Annotated in this window: 24 protein-coding genes and 1 pseudogene; 8 read left to right on the top strand and 17 right to left on the bottom strand. The window is 63.7% G+C overall.

The annotated features are described in order from the left end of the window. Window positions 1-186, top strand: a pseudogene (locus AB4037_RS28065) (ABC transporter permease); the annotation flags it as partial. A gap of 5 nt (window positions 187-191) precedes the next feature. Here the strand turns inward: AB4037_RS28065 and AB4037_RS28060 are convergent. The 3 genes from AB4037_RS28060 to AB4037_RS28050 form a co-directional block, all read right to left on the bottom strand. Further along, on the bottom strand, window positions 192-917 hold the full coding sequence (locus AB4037_RS28060; protein WP_434960909.1) for a haloacid dehalogenase type II: 726 nt from the start codon (window positions 915-917) through the stop codon (window positions 192-194). Window positions 918-1092: 175 nt separating this feature from the next. After that, window positions 1093-2166, bottom strand: a complete 1074-nt coding sequence (locus AB4037_RS28055) for a tartrate dehydrogenase (protein WP_441773717.1) — start codon at window positions 2164-2166, stop codon at window positions 1093-1095. Window positions 2167-2193: 27 nt separating this feature from the next. Then, a complete protein-coding gene (locus AB4037_RS28050; RefSeq protein ID WP_441773716.1) occupies window positions 2194-3507 on the bottom strand; it encodes an MFS transporter in 1314 nt (437 codons plus the stop codon). A gap of 125 nt (window positions 3508-3632) precedes the next feature. On the opposite strand from AB4037_RS28050, the gene AB4037_RS28045 reads away from it, so the two are divergent. Next, a complete protein-coding gene (locus AB4037_RS28045) occupies window positions 3633-4547 on the top strand; it encodes a LysR family transcriptional regulator (RefSeq protein ID WP_441773715.1) in 915 nt (304 codons plus the stop codon). Window positions 4548-4592: 45 nt separating this feature from the next. On the opposite strand, the gene AB4037_RS28040 is transcribed toward AB4037_RS28045, so the two are convergent. After that, window positions 4593-5495, bottom strand: coding sequence for a LysR family transcriptional regulator (locus tag AB4037_RS28040; protein ID WP_434960913.1), 903 nt, complete (start codon window positions 5493-5495; stop codon window positions 4593-4595). Window positions 5496-5640: 145 nt separating this feature from the next. On the opposite strand from AB4037_RS28040, the gene AB4037_RS28035 reads away from it, so the two are divergent. Continuing rightward, complete coding sequence (locus AB4037_RS28035) at window positions 5641-6489, top strand: alpha/beta fold hydrolase (RefSeq protein WP_441773714.1); 849 nt, start codon at window positions 5641-5643, stop codon at window positions 6487-6489. Between the two features lie 22 nt (window positions 6490-6511). On the opposite strand, the gene pcaF is transcribed toward AB4037_RS28035, so the two are convergent. Genes pcaF through AB4037_RS28020 form a run of 3 tightly spaced genes read right to left on the bottom strand, consistent with a single transcriptional unit; the run spans window position 6512 to window position 9114 of the window. Further along, on the bottom strand, window positions 6512-7711 hold the full coding sequence (gene pcaF, locus AB4037_RS28030) for a 3-oxoadipyl-CoA thiolase (RefSeq protein WP_441773713.1): 1200 nt from the start codon (window positions 7709-7711) through the stop codon (window positions 6512-6514). A 1-nt stretch (window position 7712) separates the two neighbouring features. Continuing rightward, window positions 7713-8381: a 3-oxoacid CoA-transferase subunit B gene (locus tag AB4037_RS28025; protein WP_441773712.1), complete on the bottom strand. Its 669-nt coding sequence runs from the start codon at window positions 8379-8381 to the stop codon at window positions 7713-7715. Window position 8382: 1 nt separating this feature from the next. Beyond that, a complete protein-coding gene (locus tag AB4037_RS28020; RefSeq protein WP_441773711.1) occupies window positions 8383-9114 on the bottom strand; it encodes a 3-oxoacid CoA-transferase subunit A in 732 nt (243 codons plus the stop codon). Window positions 9115-9235: 121 nt separating this feature from the next. On the opposite strand from AB4037_RS28020, the gene AB4037_RS28015 reads away from it, so the two are divergent. Beyond that, on the top strand, window positions 9236-9994 hold the full coding sequence (locus AB4037_RS28015) for an IclR family transcriptional regulator domain-containing protein (RefSeq protein ID WP_441773710.1): 759 nt from the start codon (window positions 9236-9238) through the stop codon (window positions 9992-9994). Window positions 9995-10008: 14 nt separating this feature from the next. Here AB4037_RS28015 and AB4037_RS28010 read toward each other — a convergent pair whose 3' ends face one another. The 9 genes from AB4037_RS28010 to AB4037_RS27970 all read right to left on the bottom strand — a co-directional run bounded on the left by AB4037_RS28010 (window position 10009) and on the right by AB4037_RS27970 (window position 20003). Then, complete coding sequence (locus tag AB4037_RS28010; RefSeq protein WP_434960919.1) at window positions 10009-10731, bottom strand: metallophosphoesterase family protein; 723 nt, start codon at window positions 10729-10731, stop codon at window positions 10009-10011. Continuing rightward, on the bottom strand, window positions 10724-11557 hold the full coding sequence (locus AB4037_RS28005) for a hypothetical protein (protein ID WP_441773709.1): 834 nt from the start codon (window positions 11555-11557) through the stop codon (window positions 10724-10726). Before AB4037_RS28005 ends, AB4037_RS28010 begins: the two co-directional genes overlap by 8 nt. A gap of 318 nt (window positions 11558-11875) precedes the next feature. Next, a complete protein-coding gene (locus AB4037_RS28000) occupies window positions 11876-12349 on the bottom strand; it encodes a VOC family protein (protein ID WP_441773727.1) in 474 nt (157 codons plus the stop codon). A 257-nt stretch (window positions 12350-12606) separates the two neighbouring features. Continuing rightward, window positions 12607-13557 carry an ABC transporter ATP-binding protein gene (locus AB4037_RS27995; RefSeq protein ID WP_441773708.1) on the bottom strand — a complete coding sequence of 317 codons (951 nt, stop codon included), beginning with the start codon at window positions 13555-13557 and terminating at the stop codon, window positions 12607-12609. Continuing rightward, window positions 13554-14753 (bottom strand): amidohydrolase family protein, encoded by a 1200-nt coding sequence (locus AB4037_RS27990; protein ID WP_441773707.1) that lies wholly within the window; start codon window positions 14751-14753, stop codon window positions 13554-13556. Before AB4037_RS27990 ends, AB4037_RS27995 begins: the two co-directional genes overlap by 4 nt. Window positions 14754-14782: 29 nt before the next feature. After that, a complete protein-coding gene (locus tag AB4037_RS27985; protein WP_441773706.1) occupies window positions 14783-15706 on the bottom strand; it encodes an ABC transporter permease in 924 nt (307 codons plus the stop codon). Then, a complete protein-coding gene (locus tag AB4037_RS27980; RefSeq protein WP_434960924.1) occupies window positions 15703-16668 on the bottom strand; it encodes an ABC transporter permease in 966 nt (321 codons plus the stop codon). Before AB4037_RS27980 ends, AB4037_RS27985 begins: the two co-directional genes overlap by 4 nt. 490 nt (window positions 16669-17158) lie before the next feature. Then, on the bottom strand, window positions 17159-18730 hold the full coding sequence (locus tag AB4037_RS27975; RefSeq protein ID WP_441773705.1) for an ABC transporter substrate-binding protein: 1572 nt from the start codon (window positions 18728-18730) through the stop codon (window positions 17159-17161). Between the two features lie 283 nt (window positions 18731-19013). After that, window positions 19014-20003: an ABC transporter ATP-binding protein gene (locus tag AB4037_RS27970; RefSeq protein WP_441773704.1), complete on the bottom strand. Its 990-nt coding sequence runs from the start codon at window positions 20001-20003 to the stop codon at window positions 19014-19016. A gap of 220 nt (window positions 20004-20223) precedes the next feature. Here AB4037_RS27970 and AB4037_RS27965 point away from each other — a divergent pair, with 220 nt between their 5' ends. Further along, window positions 20224-20886 (top strand): GntR family transcriptional regulator, encoded by a 663-nt coding sequence (locus tag AB4037_RS27965; RefSeq protein WP_434960927.1) that lies wholly within the window; start codon window positions 20224-20226, stop codon window positions 20884-20886. Here AB4037_RS27965 and AB4037_RS27960 read toward each other — a convergent pair. Next, window positions 20833-21624, bottom strand: coding sequence for an aspartate/glutamate racemase family protein (locus tag AB4037_RS27960; protein WP_441773703.1), 792 nt, complete (start codon window positions 21622-21624; stop codon window positions 20833-20835). The genes AB4037_RS27965 and AB4037_RS27960 overlap by 54 nt on opposite strands. A 367-nt stretch (window positions 21625-21991) precedes the next feature. Between AB4037_RS27960 and AB4037_RS27955 the strand changes: the two genes are divergently transcribed. The 3 genes from AB4037_RS27955 to AB4037_RS27945 are packed head-to-tail and all read left to right on the top strand — an operon-like array spanning window position 21992 to window position 25661. Continuing rightward, a complete protein-coding gene (locus AB4037_RS27955) occupies window positions 21992-22987 on the top strand; it encodes an ABC transporter ATP-binding protein (protein ID WP_434960929.1) in 996 nt (331 codons plus the stop codon). Then, on the top strand, window positions 22984-23967 hold the full coding sequence (locus AB4037_RS27950; protein WP_434960930.1) for an ATP-binding cassette domain-containing protein: 984 nt from the start codon (window positions 22984-22986) through the stop codon (window positions 23965-23967). Before AB4037_RS27955 ends, AB4037_RS27950 begins: the two co-directional genes overlap by 4 nt. A gap of 50 nt (window positions 23968-24017) precedes the next feature. Further along, window positions 24018-25661: an ABC transporter substrate-binding protein gene (locus tag AB4037_RS27945; protein ID WP_441773702.1), complete on the top strand. Its 1644-nt coding sequence runs from the start codon at window positions 24018-24020 to the stop codon at window positions 25659-25661. Window positions 25662-25757: the final 96 nt, after the last annotated feature.

Here is a 25757-nt window from a genome sequence, read left to right as displayed (position 1 = left end):
CAGCTCATTCCCGGCAGCATGGCCATCACCGGCATGACCCAGGTGGTCGAGATGGGTGCCTCGATCGACGATGTCCGGTTTCAGTTCCTGGGCCTGTGGGCGCTCGCCATCGGCTATACCTTGCTCGCCATCCTGCTCGAATGGCGCCGCCAGCGGCGCCAGGCTGCCCGATCTGCCCTCGCCTGAATTTTTCAGGCGCCGAGCTTGTCGGCCAATTCGGTAAAGCTGCCGGCATGGACGTCGAACCAAGGCTCGGGCGCCGTGTCAGGCCGGGCCTCCGGTCCGAACTCCTGCGGCCGCGCCACGAAGGCGGTCCGCATGCCGAAGGCCCTGGCTGCCTTGAGGTCGTATTTGTGGCATGCGACCATCATGATCTGGTCGGGCCGGTAACCGAGATAGTCGACGGCGAGCTGATAGACGGCCGGGGCAGGCTTGTAGCTGCGGGCCAGCTCCGCGGTCAGCACCGCGTCGAAGGGCAGGCCGGCATGCCTGACTACAGCGACTACCGCGGCCATGCCGGCATTCGACAAGGTCGAAGTCACGAATTTGCGCCCGAGCCGGTCGAGCCCCGCCACGCTGTCGGGCCAGGCATCGAGCTTCGTCCAGACCAGGTTGAGCTCGTCGCGCTCCGCAATCGAAAAACGCGCCGACAAGGCATGGCGCTCCAGCAGGACATCGAGGGCCTGACGATAGATCGCATCCACCCGTATCCACGGCCGCTGCCCGGCGATGACCTCGTCGAGCGTGCGGCGATAGAGATCGCGCCATTCGGCCGACAGGCGCGCCCAATCCACTTCGATGGCCTTGGCGCGGTTGAGGCTCGCTCCCATGCGCTGGATAGGCTGGTAGAAATCGACGCAGGTTCCCTGCACGTCGAAGGTCAGCGCCTTCACGCCTTCAAGAGCTTCAGCCGCCACGGCATCTTTCCTGTCCAGAGCCATTGCGAGCATCGTTGCACCCGCACCGGCCAGAATATCTCGACGATTCAATCGAGTCGAAAGCCCCGGTACTTTCATCTGTCCTGCTCCCTGGTTCGCTTTTTTGTCGCGACCGCAAAGACTGGCAGATCTCGCGACGCCATCGCCGACTTGCTCAGAGATTGGACGAATGGATCGCGTCGACGACCGCATCAGTGACCTCCTTGGTGGTGGCCCTGCCGCCGACGTCGGGCGTCAGAATGCCTGAGCCCGTCACCCTTTCCACTGCCCGCATCAGCCTGGCGGAGACATCCGCCTCCCCGAGATGGTCGAGCATCTGGGCGGCCGTCCAGAACGTCGCCACGGGATTGGCGATGCCCTTGCCGGTGATGTCGAAGGCCGAGCCGTGGATCGGCTCGAACATCGAGGGGAAACGCCGCTCCGGATCGATATTGCCCGTCGGCGCCACGCCGAGGCTGCCGGCCAGCGCGCCGGCGAGATCGGAGAGAATATCGGCGTGGAGGTTGGTGGCGACGATGGTGTCGAGGCTCTTGGGATTGAGGGTCATGCGCACCGTCATGGCGTCGACCAGCATCTTGTCCCAACTCACGTCCGGAAACTCCCCGGCGACCTCGGCGGCGATCTCGTCCCACATCACCATGCCGTGGCGCTGCGCATTCGACTTGGTGACGACCGTCAGGAACTTGCGCGGCCGTGATTGGGCCAGCTTGAAGGCATAGCGCATGATGCGGGTAACGCCGACGCGGGTGAAGATCGCGACTTCCGTGCCGACCTCCTCGGGAAGCCCCCTATGGGCGCGGCCGCCATGCCCGGAATATTCCCCCTCGGAGTTTTCGCGCACGATGACCCAATCGAGATCACCGGGCCCGCAATGGCGCAAGGGCGAGGTGATGCCCGGCAGGATCTTGGTCGGCCGGACATTGGCATATTGGTCGAAGCCCTGGCAGATCGGCAGGCGCAGCCCCCACAGCGTGATGTGATCGGGGACGTCGGGCGCACCGACCGCGCCGAAATAGATGGCATCGAATTTCTTGAGCCTGGACAGCCCGTCAGCCGGCATCATCACGCCGTGCTTCTTATAGTGGTCGGAGCCCCAGTCGAAATTCTCGATGTTGAACTTCAGCCTGCCGTCGCGCCTTTCGAGCGCAGCCAGCACCGTGGTGCCGGCGGCGATGACTTCGGGGCCGATGCCATCTGCGGGAATGGCGGCGATGGAATATTCGCGCATCTTCTATGCTCCAGGGAAAAAGAGGGATCAGCCATGCTGGCGGACAGCGCTGGTGTTGGCAGTATCTGGGGTGCTGGTGGCGGAACGGGCGAGGACCAGGGTCAGCACGGCCGACAGCACCAGAAGCCCGGCGACGAAATAGAGCCCTCCGGCAAATCCGCCCGTCACGTCCTTGATCCAGCCGATCATCGAGGGGCCGACGAAGCCGCCGAGATTGCCGATGGAGTTGATCGTGGCGATGCCGGCTGCCGCGGCCGGGCCGGAGAGGAACAGGGTCGGCATGCTCCACAGCGGCGGCTTCGAGCAGCTGATGCCGATGTTGACCAGCGTCAGGGCGATCAGGACGGTGACGATCTCGCTGGCGCCTGAAGCGAAGGCAAGGCCGGCCGCCGCCAGCAGGGAGGCGAAGACGACATGCCAGGTGCGTTCGCCGGTCCGGTCGGAATGACGGGCCCAGAACACCATGGCGATGACGGCCATCACGGCCGGTATGGCGTTGAGGAAGCCGACCTGCAGCGATGTCAGGCCGAATTCCTTGATGATCTGGGGCGCCCAGATGCCAAGCGTATACAGACCTGCGGAAGTGCCGAAATAGACCAGAGCAAGGGCAAGGACGCGGATATCGGCCAGACCCGCCCAGATGCCGTGGCTGGCCCTGGGCCCCTTGGCCTTCTGCTCGTCCGCCATGGTAGCAACCAGCCAGGCGCGCTCCTCCTCCGTCAGCCATTTCGCCTTCTCCGGGCGATCGGTGAGATAGAACAGCACGATGATGCCGAAGACCAGCGCCGGTGCAGCTTCGATCAGGAACATCCACTGCCATCCGGCCAGACCCATCAGCCCGTGCATTTCCAGGAGCATCCCGGATATTGGTGACCCCAGCGCCGTGGACAGGGGAGCCGCCGCCATGAAGATCGCCGTGACGGCGGCGCGGCGGCGGGCGGGGAACCAGAAGCTCAGATAGAGGATGATGCCCGGGAAGAAACCGGCTTCGGCGACGCCAAGCAGGAAGCGAAGGATGTAGAAATCCGTCACTCCCTGCACGCAGGCCATCAGGCCGGAAATGACGCCCCAGGTGATCATCACCCGCGCGATCCAGATGCGTGCGCCGACCTTGTTGAGGATGAGATTGGACGGCACCTCGAACAGAAAATAACCGAGGAAGAAGATGCCGGCACCCAGGCCGAAAATGGTCGAGGAGAAGCCCAATTCCTTGTTCATCTCCAGTGCAGCAAAACCGATATTCACGCGGTCGAGGAATGCAATGAAGTAAAGCAGCATGACGAAGGGCACTATGCGCCATGAAATCTTGCGTAAGACACGGCTTTCCAGCTCGCTTGCCACGGCAATCTCCTCCCATTTTTTGCGGAGCGCTTCTGCTGCGCTTGTTCATCGTTTTTCCGCGGAGGAGCCCTGGACTTCAATGCATCCAAGATTATATAATTTATTTGTATAATTGGGAGAGGATCGTGGAACTCGGCCAACTCCGGTGTTTCGCCATGGTGGCGGAGGAACTGCATTTCGGCCGGGCCGCGCAAAAGCTCGGCATGCTGCCGGCCTCATTGGGCCGGCATATCCGGCTTCTGGAGGAATCGCTGGGCACACAATTGCTGCTGCGCACGACGCGCAATGTCGGCTTGACCAGCGAGGGCACAACGCTCCTGCCGCAGGCGCGCCAACTCCTCGAGCAATCCGACGGCATTGTGGCCCGCTTCAGGGCGATGGGCGGGAACTCGGCCAAACCGCTGAGGATCGGTGCGATCGACAGCGCCGCCGCCGGCCTCCTGCCGACGCTTCTCCAGGACCTTCGAGCTGTTCATCCGGACATGGCAACCCAGCTCATCGAGGACAAGACCATCCGGCTGCTACCAAGGCTGCTGTCCGGACGCATCGATCTCGCCTTCATTCGCCCGCCCGATGCGGTGGACCACCGCATCAAGACCGTCCGGCTGTTTCACGAAACCGCGGTGGTGGCGATGTCGGTCCATCACCGCTTGGCGGAGCGGCCCCATGTCGCGATCCGCGAGCTCGAGGACGAGCCGCTCATCGTTCCGGAGCGGCGATCCCGCCCCCACAGCCACGACCTCACCATCAAGCTGTTCACCGAAGCCGGCCTGCAGGCCAGGATCGCGCAATTGGCGGATGAAAAGCAGACCATCGTCAATCTCGTGGCGGCGCGGATCGGTATTGCCATCGTCCCCCAATGGACCGCCCGCCTCGCGGTCAGCGGCGTCGTCTACGTGCCCCTTGCCATCGAGCCGGGCGCGATGACCAACAAGCTGCCGCTTTCAGTGGCCTGGCTGAAGGGCGCACGCGATCCGGCCAGGGACAGGATCCTGGAGGTTCTGAACCGGAACCTATCGCGATACGAGGAATCAGCCTGAAGCGTTTTGAATTTTGATGGAACCGTCAAGAATTGCGACAACGCTTTAGCTCGTCCACAAGGCAGGTGCGTGGACGCCGATATAGTCCCAAAGGCGGTTGGCGACGGGACCGTGCGGGCGATCACGCCGTCGCGCGGCGACCAACTCGGTTTCAACACCCGGAAAGGAGGCGCCGGCGATGGAGAGAAGGCGCCCATCCCGCAATTCCTGCTCGATCATGAAGCGCGGCAGATGTCCCCAGGCCATGCCGCGAAGGATGACCTCCTTCTTCATCGCGTGATCGGCGACCGTGCATTGCGGCGCCCCCTCCAAGACGTAGAAATTGACCTTCGCGGCCGCACGAACCGTATCGCGGATGATGCATTGGGTGAGCCCGCGCATTTGATCCGGTGAGATCCGGCGCGTGAGCTCGAACGGCAGAAACCGCGGGGCAACCACCGGCACGAACGACACCTTGCCCAGGTCGATCCATTCCAGGCGGGGATCGGCCTTTTCGACCCAATGCAGGATCAGATCGGCCTCATCCTCCAAAAGCCGTTCCGATGGGCCGCCGATCGTCTCGAAATGGAGGTCCAGTCGTGTCTGCGGGCATTGCGAGAAGAAACCGCCCAGCAGTTGCAGGCCTTCATGCAGGGGGCAGGTGTCGCCGAGAATGACGCGCACATGCGTCTCTTCGCCCATTGCGAGCTGGCGGGCATGTATGCGCAGCGCCTCCATTTCGCCGAGCAGAGACTGGGCCTTGCGGTGGAACGAGCGGCCGGCCTCGGTCAGGGTTACGCGATAGCCGCTGCGGTCGAGCAGGAGGACGCCGAGATTGGTCTCCAGCTTGGCGATCGCCGCGAATATCGCCGCATGCGAACGGTGGAGCGCGGCGGCCGCCGCCTGGAAGCCGCCTTCGCGGACCACGGCATCGAAGCACTGGATTTCCTGGAGCGTGAAGGCTTGCATTGCCAATTATTATTACAAAGATTTTAAAATCTTTTCAATTTTTATTGAAATTCTGCGGCCTTAATTTCGAAACGTCCAACGAGGAGCGCGGCTCTCGATCCCGGCGCTGCCGCCAGAAAGAGCACAGCATGAAAAGGTGCACGCTATGACCAACGCTATTGCCCGGCTGGCCACGCCGGATCCTGAGGAGCCGGCAACCCTGTCGTTCCTGACCACGGGAGACGGCGTCAAGATCGCCTACAAGGTGGACGGCCTGGAAGATCGCCCGGCTCTCATCCTGTCTAATTCCATTGGCACGACCCTGCATATGTGGGATCTGCAGATCCCGCAGCTGTCGAAACATTTTCGGGTCATTCGCTATGATTTTCGCGGCCACGGCGCCTCGGAGGTATCGCCCGGCGCCTATTCAGACGGCCGGCTCGGCCGCGACGTGCTCGAGCTGATGGATTGGCTCGGCATCGAGCGCGCGCATTTCCTCGGCCTGTCCCTGGGCGGCTTCGTCGGCCAGTGGCTCGCCATCCATGCGCCGGAGCGCATCGAGCGCCTGGTGTTGAGCAACACGGCCGCCCATCTCGGCCCCACAGCCTATTTCGACAAGGCCATCGCCGCCGTACTTGCCGCGCCGGATATGAAGGAGACTGCGGAAACCTTCATCGGCAACTGGTTTCCGAAGGCCATGATCGAGGCGAATGGGCCGGTCATTCGAACGTTCCGGGAGATGCTGCTGAACACCTCGCGGCAGGGTCTTGCCGGCAACTGGGCAGCAGTGCGCGATGCCGACCTACGCCGCCCCATCGCCCTGATCGCAGCCCCCACGCTGGTCATTGCCGGTGAGTTCGACACGGTCACCTCTCTCGGCAAGAGCGAAGAGATCGCCAACACCATCCCCGGCGCCCGGCTGAAGGTGCTGCCCGCCGTTCACCTCAGCAATATCGAGTTCCCGCAGGAGTTCGTGGCGGAGGTGCTGTCGTTCCTGCAAGTGGATGCGGCGTAATCGCGATTGGGAAAGGCGGGATTCACACGCGCTCGAGCGCGATGGCGATGCCCTGCCCGACGCCGATGCACATGGTCGAGAGCGAGCGCCTGCTGCCCTTATGGGCCAATTCCAGCGCCGCCGTTCCGGTGATGCGAGCCCCGGACATGCCGAGCGGATGACCAAGCGCGATGGCGCCGCCATTCGGGTTCACACGCGGATCGTCATCGGCAATGCCGAGTTCGCGCAGTGTGGCAAGCCCCTGCGCGGCAAAGGCTTCGTTGAGTTCGATCACGTCGAAATCGCCCTGTGTCAGCCCCAGCCGCGTCATGAGCTTTTGCGAGGCCGGCGCCGGGCCGATCCCCATGATCCGCGGCGGCACGCCGGCCATCGCACCGCCCAGGACGCGGGCAATCGGGGCCAGACCATGGGCTTTCGCCGCCGCTTCCGAGGCCAGGATCAGCGCGGCAGCGCCGTCATTCACGCCCGAAGCATTGCCCGCCGTGACCGAGCCCCCCTCGAACAGCGGCCTGAGCTTGGCGAGAGATTCCAGCGTGGTGGCACGGGGATGCTCGTCCCGGTCCATCACCACCGGATCGCCCTTGCGCTGTGGAATCGTGACCGGCACGATTTCCTGCGCCAGCCGCCCATTGGCCTGCGCAGCAGCGGCTTTTTGCTGCGAGGCCAGCGCCATGACGTCCTGCGCCTCGCGGGACACGCCGAAATCACCTGCGACGTTCTGGCCGGTCTGCGGCATGGAGTCGGTGCCATAGGCCTTGTGCATCGCCGGATTGACGAAACGCCAGCCGATGGTGGTGTCGTGGATTTCGGCATGGCGCGAAAAGGCGCTGTCCGCCTTGGGCATGACGAAGGGCGCGCGCGACATGGATTCGACGCCGCCGGCAATCATCAAACCGGCCTCGCCGGCCTTGATGGCACGGGCCGCGGCAAGGACGGCATCCATGCCCGAGCCGCAGAGCCGGTTGATGGTGGTGCCGGGAACCGTGAGAGGAAGCCCTGCCAGGAGAAGCGACATGCGGGCGACATTGCGATTGTCCTCACCTGCCTGATTGGCGCAGCCGAAGATCACGTCGTCGATATCGCGCCAGTCCACGCCAGCATTGCGGGCCATCAGTGCCTTCAGCGGCGCGGCACCGAGATCGTCGGCCCGAACCGACGCCAGCGCACCACCGAAACGGCCGATTGGGGTGCGGACATAGTCGCAGATGAAAACCTCGGTCATGTCATAGCTCCGGAACGACGAGATCGACAACCGGACCGGATACATGGAGCTGAGCCCCTGTCACGGCCTGCAATTCGCCGATTGAAAGAGAGGGCAATTTCTCGCGCAGCACGAACCGACCACCTTCGATGTCAACAACGGCGAGGCTGGTATAGACCCGGGTAACGCAGCCCACCCCGGTCAGCGGCAGGGTGCACCGTTCGAGCAGCTTGGGCTGGCCGTCCCTGGTCGCGTGATCGGTAATGACGGCGACGCGCTTTGCGCCATGCACCAGGTCCATGGCGCCGCCGACGGCGGGCACACCCTTCGGCCCGGTCGACCAATTGGCGAGGTCACCGGTCTGGGCGACCTGATAGGCACCGAGGATGGCCACGTCGAGATGGCCGCCCCGTACCATGGCAAAGCTATCGGCATGGTGGAAGAAGGCAGCCCCCGGCTTCAGCGTCACCGCTTTCTTGCCCGCATTGATAAGATCCCAGTCTTCTTCCCCCTCTGCCGGGCTCTCGCCGAAGTTCAGGATACCGTTCTCGGTGTGAAAGATCGCCTCGCGCCCGGCAGGCTGATACTGGGCCACTTTCTCGGGAAGACCGATACCGAGATTGACATAGGCGCCATCGGCGATGTCCTGCGCTGCGCGCCATGCAATCTGGTTGCTCGACAATCTGCTCATCTCAGGCCTCCAGCGGATAGGCGGCATTGGCGCGATTCAGGTCTTCTTCCTGATGCGGATGGGGCACTTCGACGATCTTCTGGACGAAGATGCCGGGGGTGACCACCGCCTCGGGATCGATCTCGCCCGCCGGCACGATGCGGCTGGCCTGCACGATGGTCACGGCCGCGGCCATGCACATCAGCGGGTTGAAGTTCCGCGCCGCCATCCGGTAGGTCAGATTGCCATAGGGATCGGCCAATTCGGCCTTCACCAGCGCGACATCGGCCTTGAGCCAGCGCTCGCGCACATAGGAACGTCCCTCGAATTCCGCCACCGGCTTGCCCGCCGCCAGATCGGTGCCAAAGCTGGTTGGCGTATAGAAGGCAGGGATGCCGGCGCCGCCGGCGCGGATGCGTTCAGCCAGCGTGCCTTGCGGCACGAGTTCCAGCTCGATCTCGCCGGCAAGGTAAAGCTGCGTGAACACCACCGGATCCGCCGAGCGCGGGAAGGAGCAGATCAGCTTGCGCACCATGCCCGCCTCGATCAGCGCGGCGAGACCGACATGCCCGTTGCCGGCATTGTTGTTCACCACCGTCAGGTCCCTGGGATGCCCCGTGGCGCGATAGCGGTCGATCAGTGCATGGATCAGCTCGATCGGCGAACCGGCGCCGCCGAAGCCTCCGATCATCACGGTCGTTCCGTCCTCGATCTCAGCCACGGCGCTGGCGAGGTTCGCGACTGTCTTGTCCATCTCAATCCATCCATGGGCCGAACGCGATCTGGAGGCGCAGGATTAAGCGCGATAGCGCATTCCGTAAATCCAGTTTGTGCGATATGATATTATTTGTTGACATATCGCACGAAGAAAACGGATGGCGATCAGCGAACGCGACATCATGGGAGGGTTGGCCAAAGGACTGGCGGTGATCGAGACCTTCACCGCCGAGCGCCCGCGCCAATCCATTGCCGAAGTCTCGGCCGCCTCGGGATTGGACCGGGCCACGGCCCGGCGCTGCCTGCTGACGCTCGCTTATCAGGGCTATGCCGATTACGACGGCAAATTCTTCACCCTGACGCCGCGCATCCTGCGGCTCGGCACGGCCTGCCTCGCGACCATGCCGCTGCCGCAGATCGTGCAGCCGATGCTGGACAGACTGTCAGAAGAGATCGGGGAAAGCTCGTCGGTCTCCATCCTCGACGGCAGCGAGATCGTCTATGTCGCCCGCGCCGCACAGAGAAAGGTGATGTCGGTGGTGCTGATGCCCGGCTCGCGCCTGCCGGCCTATTGCACCTCGATGGGGCGGGTGCTGCTCGCCGGCCTGCCGGAATCGGAAGCACGGGCGATACTGGGTACGGATACGCTGCCGGCGCGCACCTCGCGCACACTGACCGATCCCGAGGCTGTCGTCGCCGAACTGGTGCGGGTCAGGGCCCAGGGCTATGCCGCCATCGACCAGGAGGTGGAGGAAGGATTGCGCTCCGTTGCGGTGCCTCTCCTGAATGTACGCGGCCGCGTGATCGCGGCGCTCAACACCGGCCTGCCGGCTTCCGGCCCGGTGGCGGATCTGACCAGCCGCTATTTGCCGGCCCTGCTGGCCGTGCAGGCGCAACTGAAACCGATCCTGCGATAGAGGTACCGTCGCATTCAGATCTCGAGCAAGGCGTAGGGCCGGCCCGTCGGCTTTTCGATATGGGCAGCCACATTGTAGACGGGCGCGCCTCGCGGCGTCTTGCCCTGATAGGCACCACGATGGGCATGGCCATGGACCACGGCGCTGACCTCGAAGCGATCGATGGTTTCGGCGAGCCGCGAGGAACCCAGGAAGGGATAGATTTCAGGGGGCTCGCCGGCGACCGTCTCGACGATGGGGGCGTAGTGAAGCACCACCACTGCCCGATCGGCGCGAACCTGGCGCATGGCATTCTCCAGGCGCATCGCCTGGTCGATGCCCTCGGCCACCATGGCCTTGATGGCGGGCTCGCCGAACGAGCTCAGCATGAAGCGCCCGAAGCCACCTGCAAATCCCTTCACACCGACGAAGCCGACACCTTCGATCTCGACATGACGGCCGTCGAGCAGATGCACCTTTGCCGCTTCCAGAATGGCAGCCAGCCTGTCCGTCTCACCTCCCTCATAGTCGTGATTGCCGAGCACGGCGACCACGGGAATGCTGCAGGCGGTGAGGTCAGCGGCAAGATGCTCGGCCTGTTTCGGCTTGCCGAGATCGGTGAGGTCGCCGGCCAGCACCAGCACATCCGCCGCCTCCGAAATCTCCTTGAAGAGATCGCGGTAGGACTCTTCCGGCGTATCCTTGACATGCAGGTCGGCCAGGGCAGCCACCTTGATGCTTTTTGGCCTGTCATTCATCGCTTCTGTGTCCCTTGGAAGCGCGGCGGTCCCCCTCACCGCCCACATCGGCAAACCCCCATTCCTTGACGTCGATCTCAAAGTCTATGCGTGAATACATGCGGCCCCGGCAGATCTTCATCTGTGGGGGCGGCAATTGCCGCTGTGCAGCGAGCCGCTCGAGTAATTCCGTCAACAGCCAGGCCGGAACGACGTCGCGCTCTGATGGATAGATCCAGCGGAAATTGAGCAGGTGCATCAGGAGCACCTCCCAATGCACCTCCATATGCGCAAGCAGGCGCTGCCAGTCGATCTGCGCATGCGTCTTGAGGATGAGATGGACCACGTCGGCGCCGTCATAGCGATGGCGCATCTGCACGAAACATTTGGACCAGATGAGATCGGTCGGTCCGACGATGCCGACCTTGCAATCATAAAGATGGATCTGGCGTCCCTGCTCGAACCAGTCGTCTCCCACCGGCATCGTGCCGTTCGGCGAGGCAAAAATGACGTCGAAGAACTTCTTGCCCTTGAAAACCTTGCCGAGCCAGCGATCATCCTCGATCTCGACGGCATAGTTCTCGGCCTGGAAATAGGCGAGCAGGCGCTGGGCATCCCCCGCCTTGCAGAAAATGTCCAGATCCTTGGTCAGGCGGGTGATGCCGGTATAGGCGCTGACGGCAAAGGTGCCGGCCACCAGAAACGGAACATCGCAGGCAGCCAGGTCGTGGATGGCCTGTTGCACGAAGCTCTCTGCTTCGTCGTCGTGCAGCAATGGCTCGGCCATGGCCTGCATCAGGTGCGACCGCTTTGCCTTGCCTGTCTGTTTCTTGCGGCTTGTCGCCATCCCCACCGCCTTTGCCCGCTCGAAGCATTGATCCTCCCTGTTGGAACCGACGTTGAACAACTTGGTTCCGAAGTGATCACGTCCGGTGAGCATTCGATCGCGCCGCAGCCGCAATCGAAGGGCTTGCCTGCCAGCCGCAGCGGTTACCCCGGCCTTCGCCGCGCGAGGGTGAAGTGGATGGCACAGTGATGGCAATGTTGCGACCACCACCGACACCGTGCAAGTGGCCTTGCAATGCATCGGCCGGGTGTCCGAGGCCGCCCTGGTCTCCCAGGGAGCGACCTCATCGATCCCGACGCTGCCGAATTGGCGGCATCGTCAGCCCCGACGAGCCGCCTCGATCGCCGCGACGTCGATCTTCCTCATCGCCATCATCGCGTCGAACGCGCGTTTTGCTTCCGCACCGCCGGCGGCTATCGCCTCCGTCAAGGCGCGTGGCGTGATCTGCCAGGAGATGCCCCATTTGTCCTTGCACCAGCCGCACGCACTTTCCTGGCCGCCATTGCTGACGATGGCGTTCCAGTAACGGTCGGTCTCCTCTTGGTCATCCGTGGCGATCTGGAAGGAAAAGGCCTCGCTATGCTTGAACGCCGGCCCGCCATTGAGGCCAAGACAGGGGATGCCGGCAACGGTGAATTCGACCGTCAGTACATCGCCCTCCTTGCCCGACGGATAGTCGCCGGGAGCGCGATGGACGGCATGCACGTCGCTGTCAGGAAAGGTCTCGGCATAGAAGCGGGCCGCAGCCTCGGCGTCCTTGTCGTACCACACGCAGATCGTGTTCTTGGCAATCGCCATTGCTTGTCCTTTCGCTTTCAGAGCCAATGGAGCTTCTGACGGACTCGCGGTGGTTCGCAATCGGCCTGAGCACCGCACCATGACCATAGAATGCACTCCCGCCGTTCAACGTTCCGACAGCTACGCCCAAAAAGTCAATGTTGGTGCAGGCACTTGTTGTTCGAAGTCACTGCTCGCGGGGGCACTGCCTCTGCAGGATGGCTGGGCAAAGACGGTTCGATGAGGGCAGCGGCGCAGCTACCGGACTTCCATCATGCTGCGTGGCAGGCGACACGCACGTCACCCTCGACCGTCCGCATCTCGGGCCGTTCGCGCTTGCACATCTCCATCACCAGCGGACAACGCGGGTGGAAGGCGCAGCCCGAAGGGGGATTGAGCGGGCTGGGCAGATCCCCGGCCAGGGGCGCGCGATCCCGGTTGGGATTTTCGATATCGGGGATCGTCTCCAGCAGCAGCCGCGTATAGGGATGGCGCGGCATGTCGAACACGGTGCGGCCCGGCCCCTCCTCCACCAGGCGGCCGAGATACATCACACCGATGCGGTCGGTGAGAAAGCGCACCACCGACAGATTGTGGCTGATGAACAGATAGGTCAGGCCGAGGCGCTGCTGCAGGTCCTTGAGCAGGTTGAGCACCTGCGCCTGGACGGAGACGTCAAGGGCGGAGGTCGGCTCGTCCAGCAGCAGCAATTCGGCCTCGGCGGCAAGGGCGCGGGCGATGGAGATGCGCTGGCGCTGGCCGCCAGAAAACTCATGCGGATATTTGGTGCCGTCACCGGGTGCCATCCCGACGGTCGCCAGGAGTTCGCCGACCCGGCGCCGGCGCTCGGCGCCCGGCAGATGCCGCATCGGCTCGGCGATGCTGCGGCCGATGCGCCAGCGCGGATTGAGGCTGCCGACCGGATCCTGGAACACCATCTGCAACCGCACCGCCTTGCCACCGGCGCCGACGAAGTCGATACGACCCGCGCTCGGCGCATCGAGACCGGCGATAAGGCGGGTGATGGTGGACTTGCCGCAGCCCGACTCGCCCACGATCGAAAAGGTGGTGCCACGCTCAATCCAAAAGCTCACGCCATCGACGGCCCGGACCAGCTTGCGGCCGGCGCGCGTGACCACACGCTGCAGGAAGGGCGCCGAGACGTCGAAGGTCTTGGAGAGATCGGCGACCTCGAGCAGCGGGCTGGCGTTGTCCTGCTTCATGGCGCCTCGCTATCGATCCATTGATTGTCGGCGGCCACGACACGGCCCCGCTTCACCACGAGCGCGCGCGGCGGGCGATCCACCAGGATCTGCGCCAGGTTCTCGCCCTCGATCAGCACGAGGCTGCCTTCGCAGCCTGCCTCGAGCCCATAGCCTTCCAGCCCGAGCAGGTCGGCACCGCGGCGCGTGCCCATGTCGAGCGCCCGCAGCAGCTCGGCATCGGTGCGGCAATGGGTGCGGTAGGCCAGGAGCCAGCAACGGTCGAGCATGTCGCCATCGCCATGCGGGTTCCAGGTATCGCGCAGCGAATCGGAGGCAACGGCACAGCGCACCCCGCGCGCCGCGAGCTCGAACATCGGCGGGAAGCCAATCTCGCCCGGTACGGCGGAAATGATGCCGATTCCGGCTTCGGCCAGCACATCGATCATGCGCTGCACCTTGTGCGCCGGGCCGTCGCCGAGGCAGAAGGCGTGGCTGACGACAACGCGGCCCTGCATGCCGAGAGCGCGCGTGCGCTCGGCGATCATGCCGAGCTCGAACAGGCCCAGTTCCCCTGGCTCATGCAGGTGGATGTCGATCTTGGCGCCCTTGCGGCTAGCGATGTCGAAGATGGTGTCGAGATGTCCCTTCGGATCAGCGTCGATGGTGGCCGGGTCAATGCCACCGATGACCGAGGCGCCCTCGTCCAGCGCAGCCTCCATCAGATCCGCGGTACCGGGATCGATCATCAGGCCGGTCTGGGGGAAGGCGACCAGTTCCAGGCCGACGGCATGCTTCACCTTCTGCCAGGCCTCCAGCACGCCGTGCAGATTGTCGAGCCTGTAGGCGGTGGAGATATCGACATGGCTGCGGATATGGGTCGAGCCCATCTCCACGCAGCGCCGCATCAGATTGCCGGCGCGCTCGGGCACGCCCCAGGGCAGCTCCTTGCGGATGGCGACCTCATTGTCGATCATGGCCCGCAAGGAGGGCGGCACATTGATGCTGTGCCAAGGCAGGCCCCACAGGATCTTGTCGAGATGGACGTGGGCTTCGACGAAAGGCGCGATGGCGATGGCCCCCTTGCCCTCCACCTGCGGCACGCCTTCGGGCCGGGCCAGGTCGCGGCCGACGGCGGCGATCTTGCCGCCGCGGATCAGGATGTCAGCGCTTTCCTTGGCATCCGGGCGGACATTGGTGAGAAGCAGATCGGTCATTTCAGGGCCCATGATCGACAAAACAGGGATCAACGAAGACGAGGATTGAGGACATCGCGCAACCAGTCGCCGACGATGTTGACGGAGAGGACGAGCAGCACCAGCGCGGCCCCCGGGAACAGGGAGATCCACCATTCGCCCGACAGCAGGAGATCGTTGCCGGCGCGGATGAGCGTACCGAGCGAGGGCTGGGAAGGCGGCATGCCCAGGCCAAGGAAGGACAGGATTGCCTCGGTGAGGATGGCGACGCCCAGCCCGAGCGTAGCGAGCACCAGCACCGGCCCGATCGTGTTGGGCAGGATATGCGAGAGCACGATGCGAAGGCTGGATACCTTGCTGATGCGCGCCGCGGCCACATAGTCCTTCTGGCGCTCGATCATGGTGGCGGCCCGCACCGTGCGTGCGAACTGTACCCAGTCGGCGACGCCGATGGCGAGGATGACGACATAGAAGCGCATGTCTTCGCGCAACGCCGCCGGCATCACGATCTTGGCGACCCCATCGATGAAGAAAGCGATCATGATGGTTGGAAAGGAGAGCTGCACATCGGCAAGGCGCATGATGAGGGCATCGATCCAGCCCCCGAAATAACCGGCCAGCAAGCCGAGGGTCACCCCGATGGTAACCGAGAACAGCACGGCCGCGGCGCCGACCAGGATCGATATGCGCATGCCGTAGAAGATGGCCGACAGAATGTCCCTGCCCTGCTCGTCGGTGCCGAGTAGGTAGCGGACGCTCCCGCCTTCCGACCAGACGGGGGGCAGGCGTGCATCCATGATGTCGAGCGTGGCCGGATCGAAGGGATCATGCGGCGCGATCAGGTTGGCGGCCACGGCGCACAGGATCAGCAGGCCGAGGATGAAGGTGGCGATGATGACCGCGGGCGAAGTGCGAAAACGCCAGGCGAGTTCGCCGGTGGCCATGGTCCGGACGATGGCGGCAAACTGGCTCATTTCACCCTCAATCTCGGATCGACCAGGAGATAGGTCAGGTCGACGATCAGGTTGATCAGCACGAAGCTGAAACCGACGAAGGCGAGATAGGCTGCCATCACCGGAAAATCCGCAAACTCGATCGCCTGCAGGATCAGGAGGCCCATGCCGGGCCATTGGAACACCGCCTCGACCACGATGGCGAAGGCGATCAGCGAGCCGATTTGCAGGCCGACGATGGTGATCACCGGCAACAGGCTGTTGCGCAGGCCATGGGTGAGATGAACAGCCCGGTCCGACAGGCCGCGGGCCCGGGCGAACTTGATGAAATCGGAGCGCAGCACCTCCAACATCTCGCCGCGGATCAGGCGCATGATCATCGAGACCTGGAAGACGGCGAGCGTGATGGTGGGCATGATCAGGGCCTTGAGGCCGCTCACCGTGAGGAAACCGGTGGTCCACCAGCCGATCCGCACCGTGTCGCCGCGCCCGAAGGCCGACAGCCAGCGCAGCTCCACCGAAAAGACCAGGATCAGCAGCATGCCGATCAGGAACTGCGGCATGGAAATGCCGAGGAGCGAGCCCATCTGGAACAGGCGGCTCAACCATCCGCGCGGCCTCAGCGCCGTATAGACCCCCATGGGAATGCCGACCACCAAGGCGGTCAGGGTCGCCGCGAAGACCAGTTCCAGCGTCGCCGGCAAGCGGGTGAGGATGAGATCGAGCACGGGCTGCCGGTTGCGGTAGGAGACGCCGAAATCACCAACCACCGCCCGTTCGATGAAACGCCAGAATTGCACGATCGTCGGCTGGTCGAGGCCGAGGGCAGCCCGCAATTCCTCGCGCTGGGCCAGGGTGGCATTGACGCCGAGTACATTGTTCACGGGGTCGCCGAGGAAATTGAAGATGCAGAAGGACAACCCGGTAACGACCAGCATGACCAGGATGACGCTGGTGAGGCGGGTTGCGAGCATGGAGATCATGAGGGTCTCTCGATCCCTGGCGCATTTTCCAGAAGAGACGAAGGAGTCTCCGGTCGAGAAAGTGCGTCAAAACAAGAAGTTGAGCAAAGGCTACGACTCAACGGCAATGCCCCTCGGTTTGTGCTGCCCCTCACCTTACCTCTCCCCGTAAGAACGGGGCGAGGAGGCACGAGCGTTGCGATTGATCTTCAGTCCCTTCATCTCGCCCGACGGTCGGGCGAGATGGCGTGCCGCCGGCATGAAACTCGCCGCCAAAGCCCCCTCGCCCCGTTCTTACGGGGAGAGGGTATGGGTGAGGGGCTGAGCGACCTCATCAGAGTGAATAAGCTGAAATGCGGTCACACCCCACGGGACCTGCGGAGGGGCGGTGGGAGAAACCGCCCCTCCGTTTGCGCATGACGCCGGACAGTTTCGGGGGACCCGGAGAAAACATCATGCGGCAAGCGAAGACTGAGGGCATGGCGTCGCCGGCACAGGCCGGCTCGCAGCCCTAGTTCATGGTGTAGTACCAGAAGCGCGTATACTCGTCGGCGGGCACGACGGCATTGACCTTGTCGCTCATGCCCCAGGTCAGGAACTGCTGGTGCAGCATGATCTTGCCGACTTCGTCGCGATGGATCTTCACCACTTCCGAGATCATGGCCTGGCGCTTGGCCGGGTCGTATTCGGTGCCGATCTGTTCGATCAGCTTGTCCACCTTGGGGTTGGAATAGCCCTTGGGGTTCCAGGTGCCCAGATCGCCGGTAGGCGTATGGATCGTCGCCGACATGATGTTGTAGGCGTCGATCGAGGGCAGGCCGGCCCAGCCCAGCATGTAGAAGGAATATTTGCCGGCGGGCAGCTCGGTGTCGGTCTGGACCGGCGTGTGCATGGTCAACTGCACCTTGATGCCGATCTTTGCGAGCATGCCGACGGTGGCCTGGCAGATCCTTTCGTCATTGATGAAGGAACCGGCCGGGCAATCCATCGGCAGGGTAAAGCCCTTGGCATAACCCGCTTCCGCCAGCAACGCCTTGGCGGCGGCGACGTCATAGGGGAAGCGCACGTCCAGGCTGGCATCGTAGTAGGGAAGCTCGGGCGCGAGCGGCACGGCCGTCGGGCGCGAATTGCCGCGCATGATGCTGCGCTTGATGCCCTCGATGTCGATGGCCTGGTAGATCGCCTTGCGCACCCTGACATCGGCGAGCGGATTGCCCTCGACCCCGCTGCCCGGCAATGTCTTGCTCTGCTGGTCCATGCCAAAGAAGATCGAGCGCAGGTGCGGCGCGCGCATGATCTTCATGCCGGGAGTGGATGCGATGCGGTCCACATCCTGGGGCGGTGCATTGCGGATGAAGTCGACCTCGCCCGACAAGAGGGCGGCGACGCGGGTGGCGGCATTGGTGATCGGCGTATAGACGATCTCGTCGAGATTGTGCTGGGGCTTGTCCCACCAGTCCTCGTTCTTGACCAGCACGGTGCGTATGTCGGGCTGGCGCGAGGCGAGCTTGAACGGACCGGTGCCGATGCCCTGGGTGGTCATGGCGCCGCCGGTGTTGGAGGACAGGTCGATCGGCTTGGTGGCCCCGACCGATTCCTGGAATTTCTTGTCCAGGATGTACCAGCCGGCGAAATCGTTGAGCAGCAGCGCATATTTGCGCTTGAGTGTCACCTCGACGGTGTGATCGTCGACCTTGGTGATCTTGGCGATCGGTTCGAGCAGCCCGGCGAAGGGAGAGCCCGGCGCGCCCGCCCGCTCGAAGGAGAAGATCACGTCGTCGGCGGTGAAGGGGGCGCCATTGTGGAACTTGACACCCTTGCGCAGATGGAACCGCCACTCGGTGTCCGAAACCGCCTCCCAGCTCTCGGCCAAAGCCGGCTCGAGCTTGAGGTCGCGGTTCCAGCGCACCAATCCTTCATAGACATTGCTGAGCAAGCTGAGCGTGAAGTCGTCCCGCGCCGCATGCGGGTCCATGGAACTGATTTCCTGGGCTTCAGCGAAACGCAGCGTCTTGGCGCTGGCCGCTCCCGTGGCCAGCACGGCGCACGAGGCGATCAGCAGGATCTTCAAATAGGTCTTCACGGCCATCTCCCGGTTAAACGGTCCTTCGTCGGCGGTCACGACGGCGCGGCTTTATTTTTGTCTCGCGCTTCGCCACCAAGCGATCGGCTGCGTTCCGAATGGCTGGTGACACCGTTCTTCGCAGACGATCCATTCCCCTGCCCGTATCCAGTTCGGGCATTTCGATCATTCCATAAGCGGCACCAGCCGTCTACAAATTTGTACTATAAAGAGTATACAATATTGTATGGCAGCGTGGGAGACGAGTTTACCCGGCGCGGGAGATGCCGCTCTCGCGTGATCGTCAGAGCGCTGTACCGCCTTGATGCAAGAAACAGGCCGCCGCGGTGGCGCCTGCAATGGCGAGCCGGGGACTCTCGGCCTGGCAGCGCGGACCGCTCTGCTGGCAACGCGGGTGGAAGGCGCAGCCCTTGGGCCAACTGCCCAGACGCGGCATCGCCCCGTCGATCTGCGCCAGGCGCTCGACCTGCCGGTTGAGCGATGGGATCGAAGCCATCAGGCCAGCCGCATAGGGATGGTTGGGCCGATGCACCACCGCTTCCACCGGGCCGATCTCGACCACTCGCCCGGCATACATCACCGCCACGCGGTCGGCGATCTCGGCAATCACCCCCATGTCATGGGTAACCAACATGATGGCGGTGTTCTTCTCTCGTGCCAGGCGCTTGAGCAAGGCCAGGATCTGGGCCTGAATCGAAACGTCGAGCGCCGTCGTCGGTTCGTCGGCGATGATCAGCTCGGGCTCCCCCGCCAGCGCCAGGGCAATGACGATGCGCTGGCGCATGCCGCCGGAGAATTGATGCGGATATTGTTCGAAACGATTGACGGGGTCGGCGATGCCGACTTCGGTGAGAAGGCGAATCGCCCGCTGGCGCGCTCCCTCGCGATTCAGATCGGGAAAATGCGTGCGGATGGTCTCGGTCAGTTGCCGCCCCACGGTGAACAAGGGGTCGAGGCTGGTCAACGGGTCCTGGAAAATGGCGCCGATCCGCCGGCCGCGGATCTGGCGCTGGCGGTGCGGAGGCAGGTTGTCGATGCGCTCCCCGCTCAGGCGGATGCTGCCCGCCGCGATGCGGCCCGGCGCCTGCAAAAGCCCGATCAGGGCGCTGCCGGTCATCGACTTTCCTGCACCCGATTCGCCGACCACGCCGAGGATCTCGCCCTGGACGATGTCGAAGGAGACATTGTCGATAGCAACCAGCGTGCCCGTGCGTGTCGGGAACTCGATTCGCAGATCCCGGACCTCCAGCACGGCCGGAGGCAACGTCGTCATCCCATCTGTTTCACTGTGTGCACTGGTCATGCCGCCTCACAATCCGGGTGCCGCCGCCTGGTTGCGGCCACCATGACAGGGGTTGTTTCCAACTCGGCAATATACAATGTAGAATACACTTGGTTTCCTCCGTTGAGTCAAATTGCAAGGCCACATCATGCCCCCATCGTCCGGGCCTCAAACGAAGCAAGCGCCTGTCGCCCCCAGGCGCCGCGGACGGGTGGACGAACGGATCCATTCGGAGATCTATTCGGCCATCATCAATCATCAGCTTCGACCGGCCACGCCGCTCCAGGAGGATGCCCTGGCCACCGCCTTCGGCGTCAGCCGCACGCTGATCCGCAAGGTCCTGCAGCAGCTTTCCCATGAAAAACTGGTCGAGCTCATCCCCAACAAGGGGGCGATCGTGGCCCGCCCCTCGGTGGAGGAAGCACGTCAGGTTTTCGAGGCTCGGCGCGAGATCGAGTGCATCCTGATCCGGCGCCTGGCCGCGACCATCACCGATGCGGAGATCACTCGCCTGCGGGCCGCGGTGGAAGCAGAGGCCCGGGCCCAGGAGCAAGGCGACAAGCGCCGGCGGCTGCAACTGTCGGGAGACTTTCATCGCGAACTTGCCTCCATGGCCGGCAATGACGTTCTCAAGGATTTCGTGCATGAACTCGTGTCGCGCTCCTCGCTGGTGATCGCGCTTTACGAATCTCCCGGTGCGGTTCCCTGCGCCTATGACGAACACAAGCGCATCGTCGATGCCCTGGCCAAGCGCGATGCGCAGGATGCCGCCCGCAACATGGAGCACCATCTGCGCCATGTCGAAGCCCAGGTAGACCTGTCAGACGTTCCGGCCCGCATCGACTTCAAGTCGCTCTTCCGACCGCTGGGCTGATACGCGCCAGCCGGCTGGCGCGTAGGCGGCCAACTTGCCGGCATAGGGCTTGGCGAGGGGATAAGCGAGGTCGCCATGCTTGGAGGTTTTGAGGCCCATGCCGACCAGGGCCTCGGCGAATTTGACCGCGGCGCAGACGCCGTCGATCACCGGGATCTGTAACCTGTCCTCGAGAAAATCGGCCAGGCCGGCCATGCCGGCGCAGCCGAGCACGATCGCCCCGGCCTTGTCCTCCTCCAGCACCATCTGGCACTCGGCCAGGATGATGTCGCGAGCCCGCGTGCCCGGCTGCTCGAGTTCGAGTACCGGCAGTTCCGTCGCCCGCACGCGGCGGCAGTGATTGTGCATGCCGTAGTTGCGCACCAAATGCTCGGCGATGATGCGCGTGCGCTCCAGCGTGGTGACGACGGAAAAGCCGGTGGCCACGAAAGCGGCCGCATGCATGGCCGCTTCCGCAATGCCGATCACCGGCGCGTCCGTGATTTCGCGCGCCGCCAGCAGGCCCGGATCGCCGAAGCAGGCGATCACATAGGCGTCCGCGGGCGGCCCGTCGCGAATCTCGTCGACGAGGCCGATCACGCTCATGGCTTCGTCGAAATGCCCTTCGATCGAGGCCGCTCCGGAACGAGAAGTCGAGGCAACGATCTCCGTGCCGGGCGCAGCCACGGCGCAGGCGCTGATACGCATCGCCTCGGTCATCGACGCCGTGGTGTTGGGATTGATGAGCTTGATGCGCATGGGGTTCCTCGGACGGGGTGACGCATTTTGTTCTTAATATTGTATACGATATTGTATCTTTATGTGATTTCCCGCAGGCGTCAATGGCAATGATGGGGAACGATGCCGTCGTGCCATCCAGCCCTTCTGGGTTGAGGATCAGGATCGATCAGGCCCGAAGGAACCCTTTCACGAAGCGCATCAACTCAATCACCGCTCCTGGCAGGCCTGACCGGCACGCTTGCTGTTCATATTGACGGAATGTGGTGACGTTGCCCGACGGTCGGATGCAATGCCACCGCAGATTGAATTTCATTGTTGACACATTATTGTATACATGTGACGCTCCAGATCGTATCCGACAGAACCGCCTGCAAGGGAGATGTCGATGGATCGCGATACCAGGCCCATCCTCAGGGTGCGCAATCTCAAGACCGGGTTTGCCACGCCGGCAGGCACGGTGGTGGCAGTCGACGGGGTCGACTTCGACCTCCATCGCAACGAGATTCTCGCGATCATCGGCGAATCCGGCTCGGGCAAGACCGTGACCGCGCTCTCGCTGATCCGTCTGATCACCTCGCCACCCGGGCGCTATCTCGGCGGATCGATCGAGATCGGCGGGCGCGACCTCCTCACTCTCGACGAGGCGGCGATGGAGACGGTTCGCGGCAAGACCATCGGCATGATCTTCCAGAACCCGCGCGCCTCGCTCGATCCTTCCTTCACCATCGAATCCCAGCTCGTCGAGACGCTGATGCGCCACGATCCGGCCCTCGGCCGCAAAGGCGCCCGCGCCGCGGCTGCCAAGGCGCTCCAGGAGGTCGGCTTTCCCGACATCGCGCGCGTGCTGGCAAGCTACCCCCACCAGCTCAGCGGCGGCATGTGCCAGCGCATCGGCCTCGCCATGGTGCTGGCCTGCAAGCCGGAACTCCTCATCGCCGACGAACCCACGACGGCGCTCGATGTCGGTGTCCAGGCCAAGATCCTGCTGCTGCTCAAGAAACGCAGCCGCGAAACCGGCCTGCCCATCGTCATCATCACCCACGATATCGGCGTGGTGCGCGCCATCGCCACCCGCGTCCTCGTGATGTATGGCGGCCATGTCCAGGAGGCCGGCGACATCGATGAGGTCCTGTCCGAGCCGCTGCACCCCTATACCAAGGCCCTCATCCGCTCCATTCCCGATCCGGACGCCCGTTCGGACGCCATGACCTTCATCAAGGGCGAACCGCCAAACCTGTTGGCACCGCCGCCCGGCTGCCGCTTCGCGCCGCGCTGTGATCAGGCGATCGGGCTGTGCCATCAGAAGCTGCCGGACTGGCGCGCCGCCGGCCCGGGTCGGATGGTGCGCTGCCACCTCGCCGCTGCGGGTGCAACCCAATGACGCGCCCTGCCCTGATCGAGGTGCGTTCCGTCAACAAGACCTTCTCCGTCAGCAAGGGCGGCCTGCTGCGCCGGCCCGCCGCGAGCACCAAGGCGGTCAACGATGTCAGCCTGACCATCGCCAAGGGCGAGATCCTCGGCTGCGTCGGCGGCTCGGGCTCGGGCAAGTCGACGCTCGGGCGCATCATCCTGCGCCTGATCGAGCCTGACAGCGGCGAGATACGCTATGATGGAACCGATCTGCGGGCCCTCTCGCGCGAGCAGATGCGCCACTATCGCCGCCGGCTGCAGATCGTCTTCCAGGACCCGCTGCAATCGCTCAACCCGCGGCGCACGGTGGCCGAGAACATCGCCCGGCCCCTGCTCAATTTCGGCATTTCCGGCGCGGCGGCCAGCCGGCGCGTCGACGAACTGCTCGAACTCGTCGGCCTCGATCCGCGCCAATCCTATCGCTATCCGCACGAATATAGCGGCGGCCAGTGCCAGCGCATCGCCATCGCCCGCGCCCTGGCGCTCGAACCCGAGTTCCTGTTCCTGGACGAACCGGTTTCGGCGCTCGACGTCTCGATCCAGGCCCAGATCCTCAATCTCCTGGCGGAGCTGAGAAAGAAGCTCGATCTCACCTTCCTGTTCGTTTCCCACGACCTGAAGATCGTCAAGCAGTTCTGCGACCGCACCATGGTGATGTATCGCGGCTGCGTGCTCGAACAGGGCACCAGCGAGGAAGTCTATGCCGAGCCCTTGCATCCCTTCACCCGCGACTTCCTCGGAACCGTGCTGCATCTGCGCAAGGATTCGCGCTGGGAACAGGCGGCCGAGCGGGCCGAGGATCTGGAAGGAACCGCGGGCCTTATGGGAGCGGGCTGCATCTATGCCGGCAATTGCGCCGAGCGCTTCGAGCCCTGCACCCGATCGGCACCCACGCTGACGGCCATCGCCGGCGAAAGGAAAGTGGCCTGCTTCCGCCATGGCGGGCCCTGAACGTCAAAACACCATCCCAACGACAATGAAAAATCACGAGGGGAACCATCATGACGAAAGAGCATCGCACCGAACGAACGGGACCGCGCAGGTCCTGGAGCGGCCTGCTGCGCGCGGGCGTGACGGCCGCCGCGCTGATTGCCGGCGCCTTTGCCGCCTTCGACGCGCCACCGGCGCTTGCGGCCGGCAACACCATCACTTTCGCGGTGGAATCGGATTTCAGCCGCCTCGACCCCCACGCCTCGCGCACCTGGAACACCTTCAAGGTGGTGCGCCATCTGTTCGAGACTTTCGTCGAGGAGGATCTTACCAAGGGCCCCGACGTCGCGCCCAAGATCGTGCCGGCGCTGGCCGAGAGCTGGGACGTCTCGGCCGATGGCAAGAGCTATACCTTCCATCTGCGCAAGGGCGTCCAGTTCCATGACGGTACGCCCTGGAACGCGCAAGCGGCCAAGTTCAATCTCGACCGCATGACGGACAAGAATTTCAAATATTTCCAGCCTGTCTCCCCCGGCCTGATGGGCTGGATGTGGCAGGACCTCGCCGGCTATGAGGTGGTCGACGACACTACCTTCAAGATCAATCTCAAGCAGCCGAATGCCGAGTTCCTGCGCCGGATGGCCGCCGGCGGCTCGGGTGCGCCGCGCATGATCAGCCCCACCGCCGTCGAGACCTATGGCAACGACAAGATCGAGCAGCATCCCATCGGCACCGGTCCCTTCAAATTCGTGGAACGAGTGGTGGGCGAGAAACTCGTCATCGCCCGTAACGACAATTACTGGGATCCAACGCGCAAGCCCAAGGCGGATCAGATCATCTTCAGAGGCATTCCCGAGGTCTCCACGCGCGAATTGGCGCTGGCCGGCGGCGAAGTGGACGTGATCGGCACGCCTTCCCCCGATTCTCTCGATTTCCTCAAGCAGCAGGGCATCCAGATCATCTCCGGCCAGAGCCCGATGATTTATGTGCTGTGGCTCAACCACAAGGACGAGCATTTCAAGGATGTACGCGTGCGCAAGGCCGCCTGCATGGCGATCAACCGCGACGACATGGCCAAATATCAGCGCAAGGGCCTGGCCCGTCCAGCCTACGGCGTACTCAATCCCGGCGGCCCAGGCTTCGATCCCGCCTATAAGGACTGCAACTACGACCCCGAAGGCGCCAAGAAGCTGCTGGCCGAAGCCGGCTACCCCAACGGCTTCACCACAAGGATGGACTGGACCTTCGGTGCCGGCGCCGACGTGAATACCAAGGGCGACGCCGAGTGGCTGCAGCGCGATTTCGAGAAGATCGGCATCAAGGCAAGCATCGAGATGTTCGACAACAACACCTTCTGGGAGATGATGTCGAAGGGCATGCGCGAGGGCACCGGCCTGACATCGGCCTCCTGGGGCGAAAGCACTTTTGCCTGGCTCGACCAGATGATAACCACCACCGCTTTGCCGCCGAACTGCTGCAATTCGGGCTACTACAACAACCCCAAGATCGACACCCTCTTGTCGCAGGCCCGCGGTGCCGCCACGGCGGAGGCCATGGACAAGAAGCTGCACGAGGTGCGCGATGCCATCGCCAACGACATGGCTTTCACCTCCTATTACACGGCCGATTCCGTCTATGCGGCCCGGCCCGAAGTGAAAGGTTTCGTGCTGGCGCCGCAGCACTGGTTCGACCTCACCGGCATCACCAAGCAGTAGCAACACCCCTCGTCCAGTCGCCCCCGCTGAGATTTTGGTGTTCGTGCATCGACGCCGAGACGAGCAAAGCGCAACGATCCCTCCCCGGTTTCGGGG

The organism is Labrys sp. KB_33_2 (genome assembly GCF_052114505.1).
GTDB lineage: Bacteria > Pseudomonadota > Alphaproteobacteria > Rhizobiales > Labraceae > Labrys.
The sequence above is the reverse complement of the archived record's forward strand: the minus strand, read 5'-3'. Positions and strand labels throughout refer to the sequence as shown.